The sequence below is a fragment of the Streptomonospora arabica genome (assembly GCF_039531585.1).
Lineage (GTDB): Bacteria > Actinomycetota > Actinomycetes > Streptosporangiales > Streptosporangiaceae > Streptomonospora > Streptomonospora halophila.
Map to the genome: position 1 here is coordinate 113,857 of NZ_BAAAQI010000003.1, position 18,509 is coordinate 132,365.

11 protein-coding genes and 1 other RNA gene are annotated in these 18,509 nt (G+C 71.7%); 3 read left to right on the forward strand and 9 right to left on the reverse strand.

Annotated elements, in window-relative coordinates; genetic code table 11:
• Window positions 1-166: 166 nt before the first annotated feature.
• Both ABD284_RS06655 and ABD284_RS06660 read left to right on the forward strand, forming a co-directional pair.
• Window positions 167-484 (forward strand): hypothetical protein, encoded by a 318-nt coding sequence (locus ABD284_RS06655; RefSeq protein ID WP_344141614.1) that lies wholly within the window; start codon window positions 167-169, stop codon window positions 482-484.
• Between the two features lie 590 nt (window positions 485-1,074).
• Window positions 1,075-1,659: a DUF4352 domain-containing protein gene (locus ABD284_RS06660; RefSeq protein WP_344141616.1), complete on the forward strand. Its 585-nt coding sequence runs from the start codon at window positions 1,075-1,077 to the stop codon at window positions 1,657-1,659.
• A 391-nt stretch (window positions 1,660-2,050) separates the two neighbouring features.
• Here ABD284_RS06660 and ssrA read toward each other — a convergent pair.
• From ssrA to ABD284_RS06700, 8 genes are all read right to left on the reverse strand, one after another.
• Window positions 2,051-2,421, reverse strand: a transfer-messenger RNA (tmRNA) gene (ssrA, locus tag ABD284_RS06665).
• Between the two features lie 608 nt (window positions 2,422-3,029).
• Window positions 3,030-5,051, reverse strand: a complete 2,022-nt coding sequence (locus ABD284_RS06670) for a penicillin-binding transpeptidase domain-containing protein (RefSeq protein WP_344141618.1) — start codon at window positions 5,049-5,051, stop codon at window positions 3,030-3,032.
• Window positions 5,052-5,074: 23 nt separating this feature from the next.
• A complete protein-coding gene (smpB, locus tag ABD284_RS06675) occupies window positions 5,075-5,539 on the reverse strand; it encodes an SsrA-binding protein SmpB (RefSeq protein WP_344141619.1) in 465 nt (154 codons plus the stop codon).
• 48 nt (window positions 5,540-5,587) lie between these two features.
• A complete protein-coding gene (gene ftsX, locus ABD284_RS06680) occupies window positions 5,588-6,496 on the reverse strand; it encodes a permease-like cell division protein FtsX (protein ID WP_344141620.1) in 909 nt (302 codons plus the stop codon).
• Between the two features lie 75 nt (window positions 6,497-6,571).
• Window positions 6,572-7,261: a cell division ATP-binding protein FtsE gene (gene ftsE / locus ABD284_RS06685; protein ID WP_311544078.1), complete on the reverse strand. Its 690-nt coding sequence runs from the start codon at window positions 7,259-7,261 to the stop codon at window positions 6,572-6,574.
• Window positions 7,262-7,590: 329 nt separating this feature from the next.
• Window positions 7,591-8,706 (reverse strand): peptide chain release factor 2, encoded by a 1,116-nt coding sequence (gene prfB, locus ABD284_RS06690; RefSeq protein WP_344141621.1) that lies wholly within the window; start codon window positions 8,704-8,706, stop codon window positions 7,591-7,593.
• A 113-nt stretch (window positions 8,707-8,819) separates the two neighbouring features.
• Window positions 8,820-13,727, reverse strand: coding sequence for an NAD-glutamate dehydrogenase (locus ABD284_RS06695; RefSeq protein ID WP_344141622.1), 4,908 nt, complete (start codon window positions 13,725-13,727; stop codon window positions 8,820-8,822).
• 476 nt (window positions 13,728-14,203) lie between these two features.
• On the reverse strand, window positions 14,204-14,905 hold the full coding sequence (locus ABD284_RS06700) for an HAD family hydrolase (RefSeq protein ID WP_344141623.1): 702 nt from the start codon (window positions 14,903-14,905) through the stop codon (window positions 14,204-14,206).
• Between the two features lie 217 nt (window positions 14,906-15,122).
• Between ABD284_RS06700 and ABD284_RS06705 the strand changes: the two genes are divergently transcribed.
• Window positions 15,123-16,730, forward strand: coding sequence for a hypothetical protein (locus tag ABD284_RS06705; protein ID WP_344141624.1), 1,608 nt, complete (start codon window positions 15,123-15,125; stop codon window positions 16,728-16,730).
• A gap of 39 nt (window positions 16,731-16,769) precedes the next feature.
• On the opposite strand, the gene pruA is transcribed toward ABD284_RS06705, so the two are convergent.
• On the reverse strand, window positions 16,770-18,398 hold the full coding sequence (gene pruA, locus ABD284_RS06710) for an L-glutamate gamma-semialdehyde dehydrogenase (RefSeq protein ID WP_344141626.1): 1,629 nt from the start codon (window positions 18,396-18,398) through the stop codon (window positions 16,770-16,772).
• Window positions 18,399-18,509: the final 111 nt, after the last annotated feature.

The window sequence follows — 18,509 nt, forward strand, 5'->3', positions numbered from 1 at the left end:
GAGGCGCCGGCGGCGGCCGGGCGTTCGGTCCGCGCCGGGGCACGGCGGGCCGCCGGAGCGGCGAACACGGCGTGTCGTCGGCCCGCTACACAGTATCCTCTGTTCACAGGACCACAATGGCGGTGATAGCGCGCCCCGCGCGAGCTCACGAGCCAAGGAGGCCGCCGTGGTCGATCAGCCTTCCAGCAGCAACTCCCGGCCCGCTCCCGCACCGCCGCGGAACTCGGCGGGTCGAGCGGAGCTCTCCCGGCTGGCCACGGCCGTGACGCGCTACGGCGTGTGGGCGCGGGTCATCGACGACGGGTCGCCCTATCTCCGGGTGAGCAACCCCGAGTCCGAGGCCGCCGTCGAGGACGTCTTCTGCGAGGCGCGCGCCCACGACCACGCCTTCATCGCGTCGTTCGGGGTCTACCTCGGCAACAGCGACAGCATCGACCTGACCGCCGGGAAGGTGGCCTGGCTCGTCGGCGCCACGCCCGAGTGAGCGAGAGGCGGGGCGCCGACGCCGCGGCCCGCGTCGCCGAGGACGTCCTCGACGCCCGGCGCCCGCCCGCCGTTCGCGCAGCCGCCGCTGGAACGCGAGCGAGCCGACGTCTGGCCCGCCGTACACGGGCAGCCGCCCGGTGAGCGCGTCGGAGTGGCCCGCCTCGAACCCGGTGGCGAAGACGATGCGGTCCATCTCGTACTGCGGTCCACCTCATACCGCCGACCGCCGCCGGCCACGACAGCGTTCCCGGTGACCCGCTCGACTCCGCCGTGGTCGGCCGTGTCGACGTGACGTCGGGCCGGTGGAACGCCGGGGGGTACTCGCCGTTGAAGGCCGGGCGCTTGCAGCCGTAGCGCTACCACGGCATGAGCGGCTCGGCCCTCGCCGGATCGTCGACGGCCCCGTCGACGCGGCCGCACAGCGCGTTCGGGACCGCGTGCGATCCGCCACGGCGGGGCAGGCACGCCGCCGGGAGCCCCGCCGGGGACCGGGCCCCCGGCCGTGCTCTACGCCGGCGCGGACCCGGGTAGGGACCGGGTGCGAACCGTTTGACCTGCACACGGGTTCACTCGGAAGAGAGCGGAAAAATGTATGGGAAACTACTGGCTCCTCCGGCGGCCGCCGCCACCTGTGCGGGGCTGATCGCCTGCGTCCCGGTCGTGGTGGACGCGCCCGCGTCCCCGTCGCCGCATCCGTCGCCGGAGCCTGAGAACACGCAGCAGACCGGCGAGCCGGAGAGCCCGCCCGCCGAGGCGCCCGACCTCGCCGAGTTCCAGGGGATGTCCGGCAGCGACGGGTCCTTCGACATGCACATCAACGAGGCCTACGTGGACGACGACGACGTGGTCACCGACGGCATGGGGACGTCGTCCCGCGCGCCGAGCGGCAGCAAGTACGTCGTCTTCAACGTCCAGATCACCAACACCACGTCCACCCCGACGTACTTCGACTGGGGCGGCTCACACGCCTACGACGTCGAGGGCAACCAGTACGTGGACGACTACGACGCCGCGCTGACCACGTGCGACACCTACTGCGGGGAGGACCTAAACCCCGGCGGTACGGCGGAGACCGACGTCATCTTCACCGTTCCCGACGACGTCGAGCTGTCGTCGCTGGAACTGCTGTCCGATCCCTACACCGCGGGGAGTCCGGCGACGCTGGAGCCCTGAGGAGTGTGGGCACGGACAAGACCGCCCCGTTCGGCCGGCGCCGCTCCGGGCGGGCCTTCGAAGACGCCACGAGGCGACCCCCGGCACGCGCCGCGTGCGAGCAGGGCCGCCTCACGTCGAAGCGACCGGACGGTGCCGTCCGGGCCGCCGCGAGCCCGCCGGCGAGGCCCGCACCGGGGGTGCGGAGGTCGCCCGAAAACACGAGGAGACGACCCCGCGAGGAGGCCGAAGGCCCCCGGGCAGAGTCGTATCAGAGCCGAGTGGAGGTGGCGGGACGCCACCCGAACCCCCGGGGCGAAGCCCCCCAACGGGGATCTGGGCATCGCCCCCAGAAAAACAACGAGACGACCCGGCACGCGCGACCACGCGCGAGCAGAGCCGTCCCAGAGTCGAGTGGAGGTGGCGGGAATCGAACCCGCGTCCTTCGATGACGAGCCAGGGCTTCTCCGAGCGCAGTTCGCGTTGGCGTTCTACTCGGCTCCAGCGCTCCCGCGAACGAGTCGCTGACGAGCCCAGCCACGTGAATGTCCCGCTCGGGCCCCGTGGCCTGATCCGAGCGGTAAGTCCTCAAAACGATGCCGGACACTGGACCGAGGACGGGTCCAGGCCGACAGAGTCGCTATCGCTTATGCAGCGAGGGCGAACTCAGTGCGCTTAGAATTGGCACTTGTATTTAGCGCGAGGCAGGATTTACGAGGTTACGTCGCAACCCTCGGCTCGCTTCCCCTGACACGGCGATCAAAGTCGAAACCGATCACCCCCTGTGTAGTTATCAACGGGCCGCAGCCCGCATGCGGGACCACCGAGGTGTCCCCGCTGATCCAACGCTACCGGTAGAACGCACCGGGGTCCAAGCTGATTCCCGGTATCGCAGCCGATTCGCGATCTTTCACCTCCGGAGCGCCCGCGCGTGACGCACCGTGTCCGCAAGGCGGCGGCGGGCCGACCGAGGGCCCGCGCGCGCCGCGACCGGCACCCACCCCGTCGCCGCGGAGCGAGCGGGACCGGCGGGCGCTCGGCGGCCCCGCATAAGGGGCCGGGCAGAAAAGAATCCCTCGCGGGCGCGGACGGGAACCATCAACGCTGCCCGCGAGGGCGGCCGGCAGGGTCGGGCCGGCCTTTTCCTTTCGGCAGGGCCTCCCCCGAGACGAGGTCCTGCTCCGACTGGGCCGCAACCCCCTTTGCGGTCCCCAGTCACCCGTGAAGACGCGCATCGTCCCTGCTGGGGTTGCCTGCTCACCGGATTTTTTTCGCACTTCGGACAACACCTCGCAGTCCGCCGCGATTCCGCCCACCGCGCCGAGGACACGCCCGGCCGCGCACGCCGGGCGGCGGCCGCGGCGGGGTGCTCCGGCACGCGGTTACCCGCTCTACTCGGCGGACTCGCCGCCCGCCCCGGGCGGCGTCGCGGAGGGCGAGGCTCCGGCGTCGGCCTGGCCGGACTGCTGACCGCTCCCGGCGTCGGTGGTCTGGGGGTCCTGCTCGGCCATCTTCTCGACGTAGCCGTAAGGCAGCTGCTGCAGGAACGACCCGGCGGCCAGCGCCGCATACTGCTCCCAGAGCTGGATGGAAGGGTGCACCTCGGCCGCCACCGCGAAGGCCAGGTCGCCCTGGTAGCCGACGAACCACTGCACCGCCATGGTGTCGCCGCGCACCTTCTGGCTCGTGTTGGCCACCTGGCCGTGCACCGGGACGGTGCCGACGTCGGCGTCGACCGCGCTCAGCTCGACGGCCGAGCGCATCATCTCCCGGAGCGGCTCGACGACCCCCGGGTCGAGCCTGTGGGTCGCCCCCTCCGGCACGTCCGCGGCCTCGTCGCCGGAGACCAGCCGCGGCGCATGCCACGCACCGTCGCTGACCGCTCCCGCCGCGAGGGCCATGGTCAGCGGGCTCACCCGCACCTGGTCGGTGCCGGCCATGGCCGCCGCGGCCTCGCCGGTCGAGTTGGGCCGCTCGAAGCTCCCGTTGTAGGTGGGCACGGACAACCGCCAGTCGCCGCCGATCCCGAAGTCGCGGGCGGCCGACGCGATCTCGCCGGCGCCGACATTCCGGCCCATCTGGGCGAAGGCGGTCGTGCAGGAGTAGCTGAAGTTCGTGGTGAGGTCGGGCACGCCCGACAGGCCGGTGTTGTTCGGCGTGGTGAAAGTACGCCCGCCCACCTCGGTGCTGTTGTCGCAGGGCAGGGTGTCGCCCGGGGAGTAGGCGCCGCTGCGCAGGGCGGCCGTGTAGGAGACGATGCTGAACGCCTCGCCGGGCCGGTACTCCGCGGTGAACGCGCCGTCGTCGTCGGCTCCGCCGTTGCCCACCGAAGCGAGCACCTCGCCGGTGCGGGCGTCCAGCGCGACCATGTAGCCCCGCTCGGGCAGGGTCTCCAGGGCCGCCTTGCCGGCCTGCTGCACGTCGAGGTCCAGGCTGGTCTCCAGCGAACCGCTCTGCAGGCCGGGCCACGAGTGCAGCACGCCGGACTGGTCGCCCTTCTCGTCGACGGTGACGACCTTGGTGGTGGCCGTACCCGCCAGGCGCTGCTGGAAGACGTTCTGCAGGCCGGTGAGGCCCACGGTGTCGCCGGCCTGGTAGGTGCCCGCCACGCGCGAGGAGACGTTGTGCTCGGCGGTGCCCGCGACCTCGCCGATGACGGGGGCCGCGGCCTTCGGTTTGAGCTGCATCTCAAGGCGCTCGGTCCGCACGCCGGGGATCGACGTGGCCTGCCGGCGGATCTTGTCCGTCACCTCGCCGGCGCGCATCAGCACCAGCGGCTGGAACTCCTCGGGCGGCGCGGAGCGGACGCGGTCCAGCAGCGGGTCCTCGTCCTCGCCCAGCAGGTCGGCGAGCTCGGCGACGCCGCGCTCCGCGTCCTCCATGTCGGAGGGCACGACGCCGAACGCGGCGACCGAGGTCGTGCCTACCAGCGGATCGCCGTCGCGGTCGGCGATCTGCCCGCGGTCGGGGACGTCGTAGCTGACGGCCATGCGCTCGTTCCGGCCGAGGTCGGGGTGGATGACCGAGGGCGACCACGAGATCAGCCAGCCCTCGGGGCCGTCCTGCAGGGACAGCGATCCGGTGTACTTCCACACCGGGTCGCCGATGCCCAGGTCGGCCTGGGCCTGGAACTCCGCCTCGGCGGTGTCGCCGTCCTGGGTGATGTGCCCGAGGGAGAAGCGCAGCCCGGCGAGGTCGAGCTGGCGGTGGGTGTCCTCCAACGCCTCGGCGACCTTCTCGGCGTCGCCCTGGGTGTAGGCGGCGGCGTTGGAGTAATCGCCGGCCTGCCACTCCAGCAGGAAGTTGCGCACCGCGACCTCGGGTGAGGGCTGGGTGGTGCAGCCCGAGACCACCGCGGCGACGGCGAGTCCGGTTCCTGCCGCTAGCAGACGGCGAAGGTGACGGGGGGACACCCTTGCGATCCTTTCACAGCGCTTCAGCGCCGACGCCGCAGCGCGCGCTCCATGTCGCGCTTCGCCTCGCGTTCGGCGATGTCGCGGCGCTTGTCGTAGTGGCGCTTACCGCGAGCCAGCGCGATCTCGACCTTGGCGTGGCCCTCGCTGAAGTACAGCGACAGCGGGACCAGGGTGCGCCCGGCCTCCTGGGTCTTGCCGATCAGGCGGGCGATCTCCTCGCGGTGCAACAGCAGCTTGCGGGGTCTGCGGGCGGCGTGGTTGGTCCACGTGCCCTGGGCGTACTCGGGGATGTGGACGTTCTCCAACCACACCTCGCCCTCCTTGACCTGGGCGAACCCGTCGATCAGGGACGCGCGCCCGGCGCGCAGCGACTTCACCTCGGTCCCGGTGAGCACGATGCCCGCCTCGTAGGTGTCGTCGATGTGGTAGTCGTGCCGGGCACGGCGGTTCTGCGCGATGAGCTTGCGCCCCTTTTCGCGTGACACAGGTATCCCCTTCCTCGACCGCGCTGTCGCGGTCCCCCGCCTGCGAGGCTAGACCCGCAGGTAGCGCCGCAGTGTCAGGAACGAGGCCACCGTACAGAGCAGGATGCCCAGGATCAGTGTCACGCCGATCACCGACAGCAGCGAACCGGTCGACAGTGTGACGTCGAACTGGAACCACTCCTGGATCCGCGTCAGCAGCAGATAGCGCGCGGCCACGATGAAGCCGGAGGCGATGACGCCGCCGATCAGGCCGGCGATGGCGCCTTCCAGCAGGAACGGGAGTTGGATGTAGAAGTTCGACGCGCCGACGAGCCGCATGATGCCGGTCTCCTTGCGCCTGTTGTAGGCGGCCAGGCGAACGGTGTTGCCGATCAGCAGTGCCGCGGCGGCCAACTGGACGAAGGCGACGGTCAGTGCGGCACCGGTGAGGCCGTCGAGCAGGCCGAAGAACTGCTCCAGCACCGCCTGGTCGTCGTAGATGGAGTCGATGCCCGCGCGGCCCTCCATCTCGTCGGCCACGGCCTGGTACTTGGTCGGGTCGACCAGCTGGACCCGGAAGTTGTCGGGGATGTCGCCCTTGCGGACGGCGTCCACCATGGCCTGGTTGTTGGCGAAGCGCTCCTGGAAGTCCTTGTATGCCTGCTCGGCTGAGACGTACTCGACACTCTTGACCTGGCTCATCGACTCCAGGTCACTCTGGATGCTCTGGCGCTGCTCGTCGGTGGCGGGCCCGTTCTCCTCACACGTGGTGGAGTTGGAGATCTCCGTGCACATGTAGATGGTCAGGGTCACGCGCTCGTCCCAGTACTGGCGCATCTGCGATACCTGCTGGTTGATCAGCAGACCGCCGCCGAACAGGGCGAGGGAGATGGCCACCGTGGTGATGACCGCCACGGTCATTGTCAGGTTGCGACGCAGACCGATCCAGATCTCGGAAAGTACGAATTGTGCACGCATGAGAGTTAAGGGTCCATCCTCGTGGGCTTCGCCGCGCTGCACTGACCAACGCGGGAGCGCTGGCAGGCCCGTGCGTCAGTACGCCTGCCCGTAGACGCCGCGGGTCTGGTCGCGCACGACCACGCCGTCCTCGAGCTCGATGACGCGCTTGCGCATCGAGTCGACGATGGCCGCGTCGTGGGTCGCCATGACAACGGTCGTCCCGGTCCGGTTGATTCGGTCGAGCACCTTCATGATGCCGATCGACGTAGCGGGGTCGATGTTCCCCGTGGGCTCGTCAGCAAGCAGGATCTGCGGGCGGTTGACGAACGCCCGCGCGATGGCGACCCGCTGCTGCTCGCCACCCGACAGCTCGTCGGGCATGCGGTCGGCCTTGCCTTCGAGGCCGACGAGTTCGACGACCTCGGGCACGACCTTGCGGATGAACCTCCGCGGCTTGCCGATCACCTCGAGGGCGAAGGCCACGTTCTCGAAGACGTTCTTGTTCGGCAGCAGCCGGAAGTCCTGGAACACGCATCCGATCCGGCGCCGCAGGTGCGGAACCTTCCAGTTGGACAGCCGCGCCAGGTCCTTGCCGGCAACGTGCACCCGGCCCTTGTTGGGCTTCTCCTCCTTCAGGACGAGCCTGAGGAAGGTCGACTTCCCCGAGCCGGAGGGGCCGACGAGGAAGACGAACTCCCCCTTGTCGACGTCGATGGACACGCTCTCCAACGCGGGGTGCTTCTGGGTCGTGTAGGCCTTGGTGACGTTCTCAAAATGGATCACGGCAGCATCACAAGGTTCTCAAGGGTAGGGGCACCTCAGCGGATGACAGGTTCCGCAGGAGGCAGTACCGGCCACAGGGCCAATCGTCAGTGTAGAGGTGATCGCAACCCGGAATGTCCAAATCGGCCCGCAACCCCCGCGAAGGCTCTGAAGAGGCGGGCGGATGCTCGGGCGGCCTCGACCATACACGGCTGATCGGCCCCGGCTGTTCACAGAACAGCAGAACAGAGCATATCGGTAGTGTCAAGCCGCGGTAACGTTCGCATATACCGGGCGTCGCGGACACGCCCGCGCGGCGGCGCCCGCGGTGCGGGCACCGCCGCCGGCGGTCAGCCCTCGCCGCTCTCCTGGCTGCGCAGCCAGCGGATCTCGGCGTCGACGAAGTTGTCGATCTCGCCGTCGAGCACACCGCCGGTGTTGCCGCTCTCCACTCCCGTGCGCACGTCCTTCACACTCTGGTAGGGGTGCAGCACGTAGTTGCGCATCTGCGTACCCCAGCTGCTGACGTTCTCGCCGCGCAGCTCGTCGATCTCGGCCTTCTCCTCGCGGCGCTTGAGCTCCAGCAGCTTGGCCTGCAGCATACCCATCGCGGTCGCCCGGTTCTGGATCTGGCTCTTCTCGTTCTGGCAGGTCACGACGACGCCCGTGGGCAGATGGGTGATGCGCACCGCGGAGTCGGTGGTGTTGACGCTCTGCCCGCCCGGACCGCTGGAGCGGTAGACGTCGATGCGCAGCTCGTTCTCGTCGATCTCGATGTGGTCGCTCTGCTGGACCACGGGCACCACGTCCACGCCCGCGAAGGAGGTCTGGCGCCGGTTCTGGTTGTCGAACGGCGAGATGCGCACCAGCCGGTGGGTGCCGTGCTCGCCGCGCAGCGTGCCGTAAGCGAACGGCGCCTTGACCGCGAAGGTCGTGGACTTGATGCCGGCTTCCTCGGCGTAGGAGGTCTCGTAGATCTCCGTGGGATAGCCGTGCCGCTCCGCCCATCGCAGGTACATGCGCTGCAGCATCTGCGCCCAGTCGGCTGCGTCGATGCCCCCGGCCTGGGAGTTGATGCTCACCAGCGCCTCACGCTCGTCGTAGGGGCCGCTGAGCAGGGTGCGGACCTCCAGCTCGCCGATGTCCGAGCGCAGCGACTCCAGCTCGTTGTCGGCCTCGGTGCGGGTGTCGGGGTCGTCCTCGGAGGAGGCGAGCTCGTAGAGCACGCTCAGGTCGTCCAGCCGGCGCCGGATCGTGCCGACCTTGCTGACCGTGGACTCCAGGTTGGCCAGCCTGCGGGTGACCTGCTGGGCGCGGTCGGGATCGTTCCACAGCTCCGGGTCGGCAGACTGCTCGCGCAGCTCGTCGATCTCGCGCCCCTTGGCGTCGAGGTCGAGGACGGCCTCCACATTCGCCAGCGTGGAGGTGAGTTCCTTGATTTTGTCTGCGGGGTCTAGGTCTGCCACACGCCCAAGTCTAGGGCGTCGCAGTCCCGCTGCCTGCCACGGTGCGCCCGCAGGCGCCGACGCGGCACCGCCCGGCCCGGGCCGGAACCCCCACCGGCCCGGGCCGCGGCCGATCACTCCTCGGCGGACACCAGCAGCGAGCGCACCGAGCGCAGCGCGACCGAGAGGGTGGCGAGGTCGTACTGGTCGGTCTCGCGGATCTCGCGCAGGGTCTGCTCGGCGCGGTCCACGGCGACGCGGTTGCGCTCGATCCAGCTCTCGCGCAGCTGGTCGGACGACTCCCCCGGCCCGCCGCTCTGCAGCACCGCGCGGGTCAGCCCGGCGTGGGCGGCGTAGAGGTCGTCGCGCAGGCCCGCCCGCGCCATGGTCGCCCACCGGTCGTTGCGCGGCAGCGCGATGATGCGCTCGCGCAGCGACCCGATCTGCAGGCTCTCGGCGAGGTCGAAGTAGACCTCGGCGACCTCGGGCAGCGGCCGCTGGGTGCGGTGGGCGATGGAGACCAGGTCGAAGGTCGAGTAGGCCGGGACCATGCTCGCCACCCGCTCGGCCAGCTCCTGGGGGGTGTTGGCCTTGGTGAAGCGGTCGCGCCGCTCGGTGAACAGGCGCAAATCCCGGCCCTGCAGCAGCTCCGGCAGCTGCGGCACGATCTCGGCCACGCCCGAGGAGAAGAACGCGATCTCCGACCCGAGGTCGAACGGCGACTTGCGGTTGCGCAGCAGCCAGCGGGTGCCGCGCTCGGCGAGCTTGCGCGCCTCCAGCAGCAGCGCCAGCTGGACGTCGACGTCGACCCAGTGCTCCAGGTGCTCGATCTCGTCCCACAGCTCCCGCAGGCCGAAGACCTCGCGCACCACCAGGTAGGCGCGCGCGATGTCGTCGGGGGCGGCGCCGAGCTCCTCGCCGATGCGGAAGGCGAAGGTGGTGCCGCCCCGGTTGACCATGTCGTTGACGACCTGGTTGGCGACGATCTCGCGGCCCAGCGGGTGCTCGGCGAGGGCGTCGGAGAAGCGCCGCCGCAGCGCCGTGGGGAAGTACTCCACCAGCGTCCGGCGCAGGTAGGGGTCGCCGGGCAGCTCGGAGTCGGCGACCTCGTCCTTGAGCGTGTTCTTGGTGTAGGCCAGCAGCGTGGCGAACTCCGGGCCGGTCAGGCCGTGGCCCGCGCTGCGCCGCTGGGCGATCTCCTTGTCGTCGGGCAGCTCCTCCAGCTTGCGCTTGAGCTTGCCCTCGCGCTCCAGGCGGCGCATGTAGCGGGCGTGGACGTGCATCATGGCGCCCGCCTGCTTGCGCGCGGCCGCCAGCACCGCGTTCTGCGCCTGGTTGTTGCCCAGCACGAGCTCGGCGACCTCGTCGGTCATGCTCAGGAAGAGCTCGTCGCGCTCGGACTTCGCGAGCTTGCCCTCGTCGACCTCGCGGTCGAGCATGATCTTGATGTTCACCTCATGGTCGGAGGTGTCGACGCCGGCGGAGTTGTCGATGAAGTCGGAGTTGACGCGGCCGCCGTTGCGCGCGAACTCGATGCGCGCGGCCTGGGTCAGGCCGAGGTTGCCGCCCTCGCCCACGACCCGGCAGCGCAGATCGGCGCCGTTGACCCGAACCGGGTCGTTGGCCTTGTCGCCGACCGCCGCGTCGGACTCCGACGCGGCCTTGACGTAGGTGCCGATCCCGCCGTTCCACAGCAGGTCCACCGGCGCGGTGAGGATGCGCTGGATGAGCTCGAAGGGCGCCAGCGCGGTGACGCCGTGCTCGATGCCCAGGGCCTGGCGGACCTGGGGGGTGACCGGGATCGACTTGGCGGTGCGGGGATGCACCCCGCCGCCCGGGGAGATCAGCCGGGTGTCGTAGTCGGCCCAGGTGCTGCGCGGCAGTTCGAACATGCGCCGGCGCTCGGCGAAGGACCGCTCCGGGTCGGGGTCGGGGTCGAGGAAGACGTGCCGGTGGTCGAACGCGGCCACCAGCCGGATGTGCCGGGAGAGCAGCATGCCGTTGCCGAACACGTCGCCGGACATGTCGCCGACCCCGACGGCGGTGAAGTCCTCGTTCTGCACGTCGGTGCCGAGCTCGCGGAAGTGGTACTTGACCGACTCCCAGGCGCCGCGCGCGGTGATGCCCATCGCCTTGTGGTCGTAGCCCACCGACCCGCCGGAGGCGAAGGCGTCGCCCAACCAGAAGCCGCGCTCGATCGCGATGCCGTTGGCGATGTCGGAGAAGGTGGCGGTGCCCTTGTCGGCGGCGACCACCAGGTAGGGGTCGTCGCCGTCGTAGCGCACCATGCGGTCGGGGTGGACGATGCGGCCGCCGACGCGGTTGTCGGTGACGTCGAGCATGCCGCTGACGAACTGCTTGTAGCAGGCGACCACTTCGCTCTGGACCGCGTCGCGGTCGCCGCCGACGGGCAGCCGCTTGCACACGAACCCGCCCTTGGCGCCGCTGGGCACGATGACGGAGTTCTTCACGGTCTGCGCCTTGACCAGGCCGAGGACCTCGGTGCGGAAGTCCTCGAAGCGGTCGGACCAGCGCAGCCCGCCGCGGGCGACCGCGCCGAAGCGCAGGTGGACGCCCTCGATGCGCGGCGAGTAGACGTACATCTCGTAGCGCGGGCGGGGCGCGGGGAGGTCGGGGATGCGCCGGGGGTCGAGCTTGTAGACCAGGTAGGGCTTGGAGGCCCCGGCGCCGCCCTGGTAGTAGGTGGTGCGCAGAGTGGCCTCGATCGCGGCGAGGAACGAGCGCAGGATGCGGTCCTGGTCGAGGCTGGCCACCTGGTCCAGCTCGCCGCGGACCTCCTCGGTGATGGCCTCGCTGCGCTCCCGGCGGCCGGTGCCGAGGTCGGGGTCGAAGCGGGACTCGAACAGGCGCACCAGCAGGTTGGCGATGTGCACGTTGGCGACGAGCACATCGGCGATGTAGGCGGGGCTGAAGGTGCTCCCGGTCTGGCGCAGGTACTTGGCGTAGGCGCGCAGGATGGTCAGCTGCCGCCAGTCGAGGCCGCCGCGCACCACAAGCGCGTTGAACCGGTCGGACTCGCCCCGGCCCTGCCACAGTGCGGTGAAGGCCTCCTCGAACAGCGCCTTCAGGCGCTCGGCGGGGATCTCGACGGCGTCGGTGATCGGGGCCAGCCCGAAATCGTAGATCCAGGCGCGGCCGCTCTCGGGACCGGTGATGCCGTAGGGGCGCTCGTCGCGCACCTCGACGCCCATGTCCTCCAGCAGCGGCAGCACGCGGGACAGCGAGATCGGGTCGCCCTTGCGGTAGACCTTGAGCCGCCACTCGCCCGGCTCCGCGGCCTCGGGGCGGTAGAGGTTGACGGCGAGCTCGTCCCGGTCGAGCCGGTCGAGGCGGTCGACGTCGTCGACGGCGACGGCCGCGTCGGTGTCGACCTTGTAGCCCTCGGGCAGCGCCGAGCCGTAGTCGTGCATGAGCCGGCCCGCGCGCTCGACGCCCAGGCGGGCGACCAGCTCACGGTCGAGGTCGTCGTCCCAGGACCGGGTGGCGGCCACGACCTCGGCCTCCAGCGCCGCGTGGTCGACGTCGGCGAGGAGGCCGCCGCGCTCGGCGCGCACCACCAGGTAGAGCTGGGCGAAGGGCGCGGACCCCACGGTGACGTTGTGGTCCATGGTGGCGCCCTCGAAGGCGCGGCTCATGACCTGCTGGATCTGCAGCCGGACGTCGGTGTTGTAGCGGTCGCGCGGCATGTAGACCAGGCAGGACATGAACCTGCCGTAGGGGTCGCGGCGCAGGAAGAGCTTGGTGCCGCGGCGCTCGCGCAGCCGCAGCACGCCCAGGACGATGTCGTAGAGCTGGTCGACCGGGGCCTGGAGCAGCTCCTCGCGCGGGAAGCCCTCCAGGATCTCGACGAGGTCCTTGCCGTCGTAGCTCTCGGGGTCGAAGCCGGCAAGGTCGAGGATCTCGGCCTGCTTGCGCTTGAGGATGGGGATCTGGGAGATGCCGGTGGTGACCGCCTCGTGGGTGTAGAGGCCCAGGAAGCGGTGCTCGCCGACCACGCGGCCCTGCTCGTCGAAGCGCTTGACGCCGACGTAGTCGAGGTACTTGCGGCGGTGCACGGTCGCGCGGGAGTTGGCCTTGGTCAGCACCAGCACGTGGGGTTCGCGGGCCTTGGCGCGGCCTTCGGGCGGCAGGGCCGCGAAGCTCTCGGAGGCCGGGGCGTCGCAGCGCAGCAGGCCGAGTCCGGTGCCCGGGCGCGGGCTCAGGCCGAGCCGTTCGGAGTCCTCGTCGGCCGCGGCGGGGGTGTCGGCGCTGGTCGACTCGCTGACCAGCAGGTACTCGCGGAAGCCCATGAAGTGGAAGTGGCGGTCGGCCACCCAGCGCAGAAACTCCACGCTCTCCGACATCTCGCGGGTGTCGACGCCGCCCGCGGCCAGGCGCTCGGCGGAGGCGGCAACCTCGTCGGCCAGCAGCAGCGCGCGGCGGCGCATCCGGCCGGAGTCCTCGTGGACGCTGTGCACGTCGGCGAGCACGCGTTCGAGGTCGGCGGCCAGCTCCTTGTGGGCGGCGGGGTCGCCGCGGCGGTCGATCTCCAGGTGCATCCAGGACTCCTGGAACGGCACCAGGCCGCCGGCGTCGGCGTCCGGCGCGGGTTCGACCTCGATGAGCTCGCCGGCGACGTCGCGGGCGACCTTGAGCTGGGGGTGGATGAGCAGGTCGTAGCCGATGCCCCGGCGGCCCAGCTCCATGGTGACGGAGTCGACGAGGAAGGGGGCGTCGTCGGTGACGATCTCGACCACCGAGTGGCCGGTCTCCCAGCCGTCGCGCTCGCGCATGGGGGTGTAGACGCGGACCTTGGCCCGGCCCCGGGGGCGGTGCCGGGCGAACTCCAGGTGCGATGCCGCGGGCCCGCAGATGTCGGCGGGGTCGCGCTCCTGCAGCTCCTCGGTGGCCACGTGGCGGTAGTAGTTCCCGAGCAACCGCGCTGTCTGCTCGGGATCGCCGGTGAACGGAGGCCGACCGGAGCAGTGCGCGACGGCCTCGCGCAGCAATCGGTCCTGGACGGCGTCTGGCTGGCCGGGCATCGTGCGACCTCACTCCCTTGTGAGTCGTAGGGGGCCGGCCCCGGATCTGCGGGCGGATCCGGGACGTCGGGTCATGTGGAGTTGTCGGACGCCGGGTGGGCGCCCCCGTCGTGTCCCGCTCTCCGGATCGCCGGCGCGGGAAACCTGTGCGCACAGGTGCGGTTCAGCGGTCGGACGTCGTTGTCCGACCCCGCCGCGGCCCAGGTTACTGGTTCGGGTACCGCGGTTTTGTGATCAACACCGTTAACTGTGCGTTTCGGGGATTAGGAGTGGATTGCGCAATCGTGCGTCGTCGAACGGCTCCGGCGGTTCGGGCGGTGGCGGCGCGCAGTCCCCGGTCGGCGGTAGGCGGCATGCGTTCCTGCGGACCCCCGTCCAAGGTATGCGCGGGGCGCCGCGCGGCAAGGGCTGCGGCCGCTGCCGGTCAGACACGTGACCGGCACCGCCGGAAGGGGTAGGCGGCACCGCCCGGCTCGTCAGGCCGTGGCGGCGCCGGTGGCCTCGCGCACCGCGCCGACCAGCCGCAGGGTGTCGGTGAGGTCCTCCAGCACGTGCTTGGCGCCGGCGGCGCGCAGCTGGGACTCGGTGGCCGACCCGCTGACCACCGCGATCGGAGTGGCGTGGCCGATGATGGCGGCCTCGACGTCGCGCGGGCAGTCGGTGATGTAGACGGTGGCCGACTCCGGAAAGTCGAATCCGTGGGCCTGCGCCGCGCGCATGCGGGTGAACTGGATGAGGCTCGCCTTCGGATAGTGCTCCGAGCCGAAACCGCCGATACTGAGGTCCAGATAGCCGTCGAGTCCGAAAGCCGAGAGCTTCGCCACGGCGTTGGCCATGATCGCGCCGGTGACGACGGTCTGCACCGTGTCCTCCAGGCGGGCGACGGCCGCCACCGCCTCCTGGGCGCCGGGCATGGCCCGCCCGCGCGCCGTGAGCTGGTCGCGGCGGCGCGCGAACGCCTCGCCCAGGGCGTCGACGAAGTCGGACAGGGGTTCCTCGCCCGGTTCCAGGCGCACGTCGTTGCGCGCCAGGAACTCGAAGAAGATCTCGGAGTCGGTGCGGCCGCCCGTGGAGGCCAGATATACCAGCGGCGCACCGGTGACCCGCTCGAACGCCTCGGCGTAGGCCGCACGGGTCACCTGGGCGACATCGACGAGCGTGAGGTCGATATTCCACAACACCAGCCGGCTGATGACAGTCTCCTCAGAGGAAATGGACGTGCGGGCATTTCATCACAGTTGTTCCCCGCGCCGGAACCGCCCGTCCGCCGCCGTCCGCGGGCCCGCTGCCGCCGCGCGGGGCCGCGGCGAGGCGGGAACGCCCGGCCCCGGAACCGCGTCCCAATCACAGTAGTCCACCCCAGACCCCGACGACCCGCCTGCGGAGGCCGCCCCCATGGTGTACGACCTGCCCCCCGACAACGCCTTCCTGACGGACGCGCACAACCGCAGGCAGAACGACGCCATCAACGCGCTCGACGCGCAGATCTCGCGGACGCAGGCTCGGCTCAACTCGGAGATGCGCCGCATCCGCGGCAGCCTGGAGCAGCGGCTCGACCGGCTCTCGACCTCCTTCGACGCGTTCGTGGAGCTCAGCGACGTGCGCGCACTGCTGGCGGCCTTCCCCGGCCCCGCCGCGGTCCGCTACCGCGCCCACCGCCTGCTGGAGGGCGCCGCCGCCGGCGACGACGAAACCGTCCAGCAGGCGGCGGCCTACTGGCTGTGCCCGGCCTCGCGCGGCCTGGCCGCCGCCGTGCGCGGCGACGCGGGAGCGGCGCGCTCGCTGGTGGCCGAGGCCGCGGGCGCCGACGCGCTGCGCGCGGGCACGTTCGCGCTGCTGGGCACCGCTGCGGCCGCCCCCGGCCAGGCGCCGCTGATGGCCGACTGGATCCTGCCCAAGGTCCTGCGGGAGCTGCCGGAGCGCGTCTCGCGCTACGAGAGGGCGCTGTGGGTGGCGGCGGCCGACGGCGTGCTGGGCGCCGACGCCAGGGCGATGGTGGCCGGTCTGGCGCAGGAGGCGGCGCGCCGTGCCGGGCAGGGGCAGGACCCCGCGGCGGGCCCGGAGTTCTGGACCTCGGCGGTGTCCGCCCCGCGGCCGTCCGCGCCCGCGAAGGCGTTGGAGGGCCGACCCGGCCGCGAGCAGCTGGAGGCGGCGGGGCGGCTCTCCGCGCTGCGCACGTGGCTGGAGGAGACCCTGGAGCAGGGGCAGGACGCCGGAGCCGCAGCCGGGGAGGGCGCCGAGGACGGCGAGCGCACGGACCGGCCCCGGCTGGACGACGAGTCGGCCCGGACGCTGCGGCTGCTCGTCGACGAGGGGACCTCGGAGGAGGCGCCGCACCTGGCGCGGGCGAACCAACTGCGCGCGGTCATCGAGAGCAGCGGGACCGCGTCGCCCGACGAGTCCGCCCCCGCATGGACCGATCCGGCCGGGGACACCCTGGAACTGCTGCGCGCCGACGCGACCAGCATGCTCGCCCCGCGCGCGCGGCGGGCGCTGGCGATCGGCGTGTACGGCTCGGTCGTCGCGTCGGCGGCCGAGGACCTGGCCCGCACGGCCGCCGAGCCGCTGCCCGCGAGCGCCGAGGTCGCCTACCACGGGCGGCGGATGCGCGTCACCCCGGAAGGCGCCGACGACGCCTCGCTGCGGGAGGCCGAGGCCGCCCTGGAGGCGTCGTACGCGCCCGAGCGGCGCCCCTACGTCTACGCCGGAATCGCCGCCGGCGCCGCCGTCGTGCTGGCCGTGCTCGTCGCGGTCTCCGGTGCGGCGCCGTGGCTCTGGGTCGCGCCGGCGGCCGCGCTGGGCGCGGCCGGCCTGTTCGTCCACCGGGGCCGCAGCGGCGCCGCCGATGCCGCCGTCGCGACGGAGAGCGCCCGCCGCCGGCTGCGCGACAAGGTGCAGGAGGGCGCGGCCGAGTACCGCGGCCTGCGCGGCGAGGCCGCCTCGGCCGCCGAGCGCGCCCAGGAGGATCTGCGCAGCGTGCGCCGGCTGCTCGCCCGGGCCTGACCCGCCGCGCGTCTGCGCCGGCGGGCCCCGGCGGCCGGCTCAGCCCATGTGCGGGTAGCGCCAGTCGGTGGGCGGGTCGAACGTCTCCTTGATGGCGCGCGGGCTGGCCCAGCGGGCCAGGTTGAAGCGCGAGCCGGCCTTGTCGTTGGTGCCGCTGGCGCGGGCGCCGCCGAAGGGCTGCTGGCCCACGATCGACCCGGTGGGCTTGTCGTTGATGTAGAAGTTGCCGGCCGAGAACCGCAGCGCGGCGTCGGCCTTGGCGACGGCGGCGCGGTCGCGGGCGATGACGGCGCCCGTCAGGGCGTAGGGTGCGACGTCGGCCATCTGGGCGAGGACCTGCTCGTAGCGGGAGTCGTCGTAGACGTGCACCGCGAGGATCGGTCCGAAGTACTCGGTGCGGAACACCTCGTCCTCGGGGTCGTCGCACTCCAGCACCGTCGGTTCGACGAAGTAGCCGACGCTGTCGTCGGTGCCGCCGCCCGCCAGGACGGTGATCGAGTCCGTGTCGCGTGCGCGCTTGAGCGCGGCGGAGTTCTTGGCGAAGGAGCGGCCGTCGATGACGGCGCCCATGAACGTCGACACGTCGCCGGTGACGTCGCCCACGGTCAGCCGGCCGACCTCGTCGAGCAGGCTGCCGCGCACCCGCGACCACACGCTGCGCGGGATGTAGGCGCGCGAGGCGGCCGAGCACTTCTGGCCCTGGTACTCGAAGGCGCCGCGGATCAGCGCGGTGCGCAGGACGTCGGGGTCGGCCGAGGAGTGGGCGACGACGAAGTCCTTGCCGCCGGTCTCGCCGACGATGCGCGGGTAGGAGTGGTACTCGGCGATGTGCTCGCCCGCGGTCCGCCACAGGTGCTGGAACGTGGCGACCGAGCCGGTGAAGTGGATTCCGGCCAGGTCGGGCAGGGTGAGCGCGGTCTCGGAGACCGCGTGGCCGTCGCCGGTGACCATGTTGATCACGCCGGGGGGCATCCCCGCCTCCTCCAGCACGCGCATCACGAAGTGCGCGGAGTAGGTCTGGGTCGGCGCCGGCTTCCACACCACGACGTTGCCCATCAGCGCGGGTGCGGTGGGCAGGTTGCCGGCGATGGCCGTGAAGTTGAAGGGCGTGATCGCCAGGACGAACCCCTCCAGCGGCCGCAGCTCCTGGCGGTTCCATACGCCGCGCACGGAGATGGGCTGCTCGGCGTAGAGGCTCCGGGCGAAGTGGACGTTGAACCGCCAGAAGTCGATCAGCTCGCAGGCGGCGTCGATCTCGGCCTGCCAGACGGACTTGGACTGGCCGAGCATGGTGGCGGCGTTGACCTGGGCGCGGTAGGGGCCCGCCAGCAGGTCGGCGGCGCGCAGCAGGATGGCCGCGCGGTCGTCGAAGGACATCGCCCGCCAGGCGGGCGCGGCGGCGCGGGCGGCGTCGATCGCCCGCTGCACCTCGCCGGGCGTGGCGTTGCCCATCCGCCCCAGGACGTGGGCGTGGCCGTGCGGCTTGAGCGCCGGGATCGGCTCGCCCGCGCCGAGGCCGCGCTCGCCGCCGATGACCTGGTGGAGCTCGGTCTCCTCGGCCGACTGGCGCGCGATCTCCGCTTCGAGCTCGACCCGCTCGCCGCTCCCGGGGGCGTAGGCCAGGTTCGGCTCGTTGACGGGGACGGGAACGTCGGTCACGGCATCCATCGCGCGCTGCCTCCCTGGTGCGGTACGGCGGCGGAGCCCGGAGCCGGGTGGGCGCGGGGTGAGCGCCCCGGCGGCGGGCGCCGCGGGACGGTCCATACCCGCTGGGGAGGG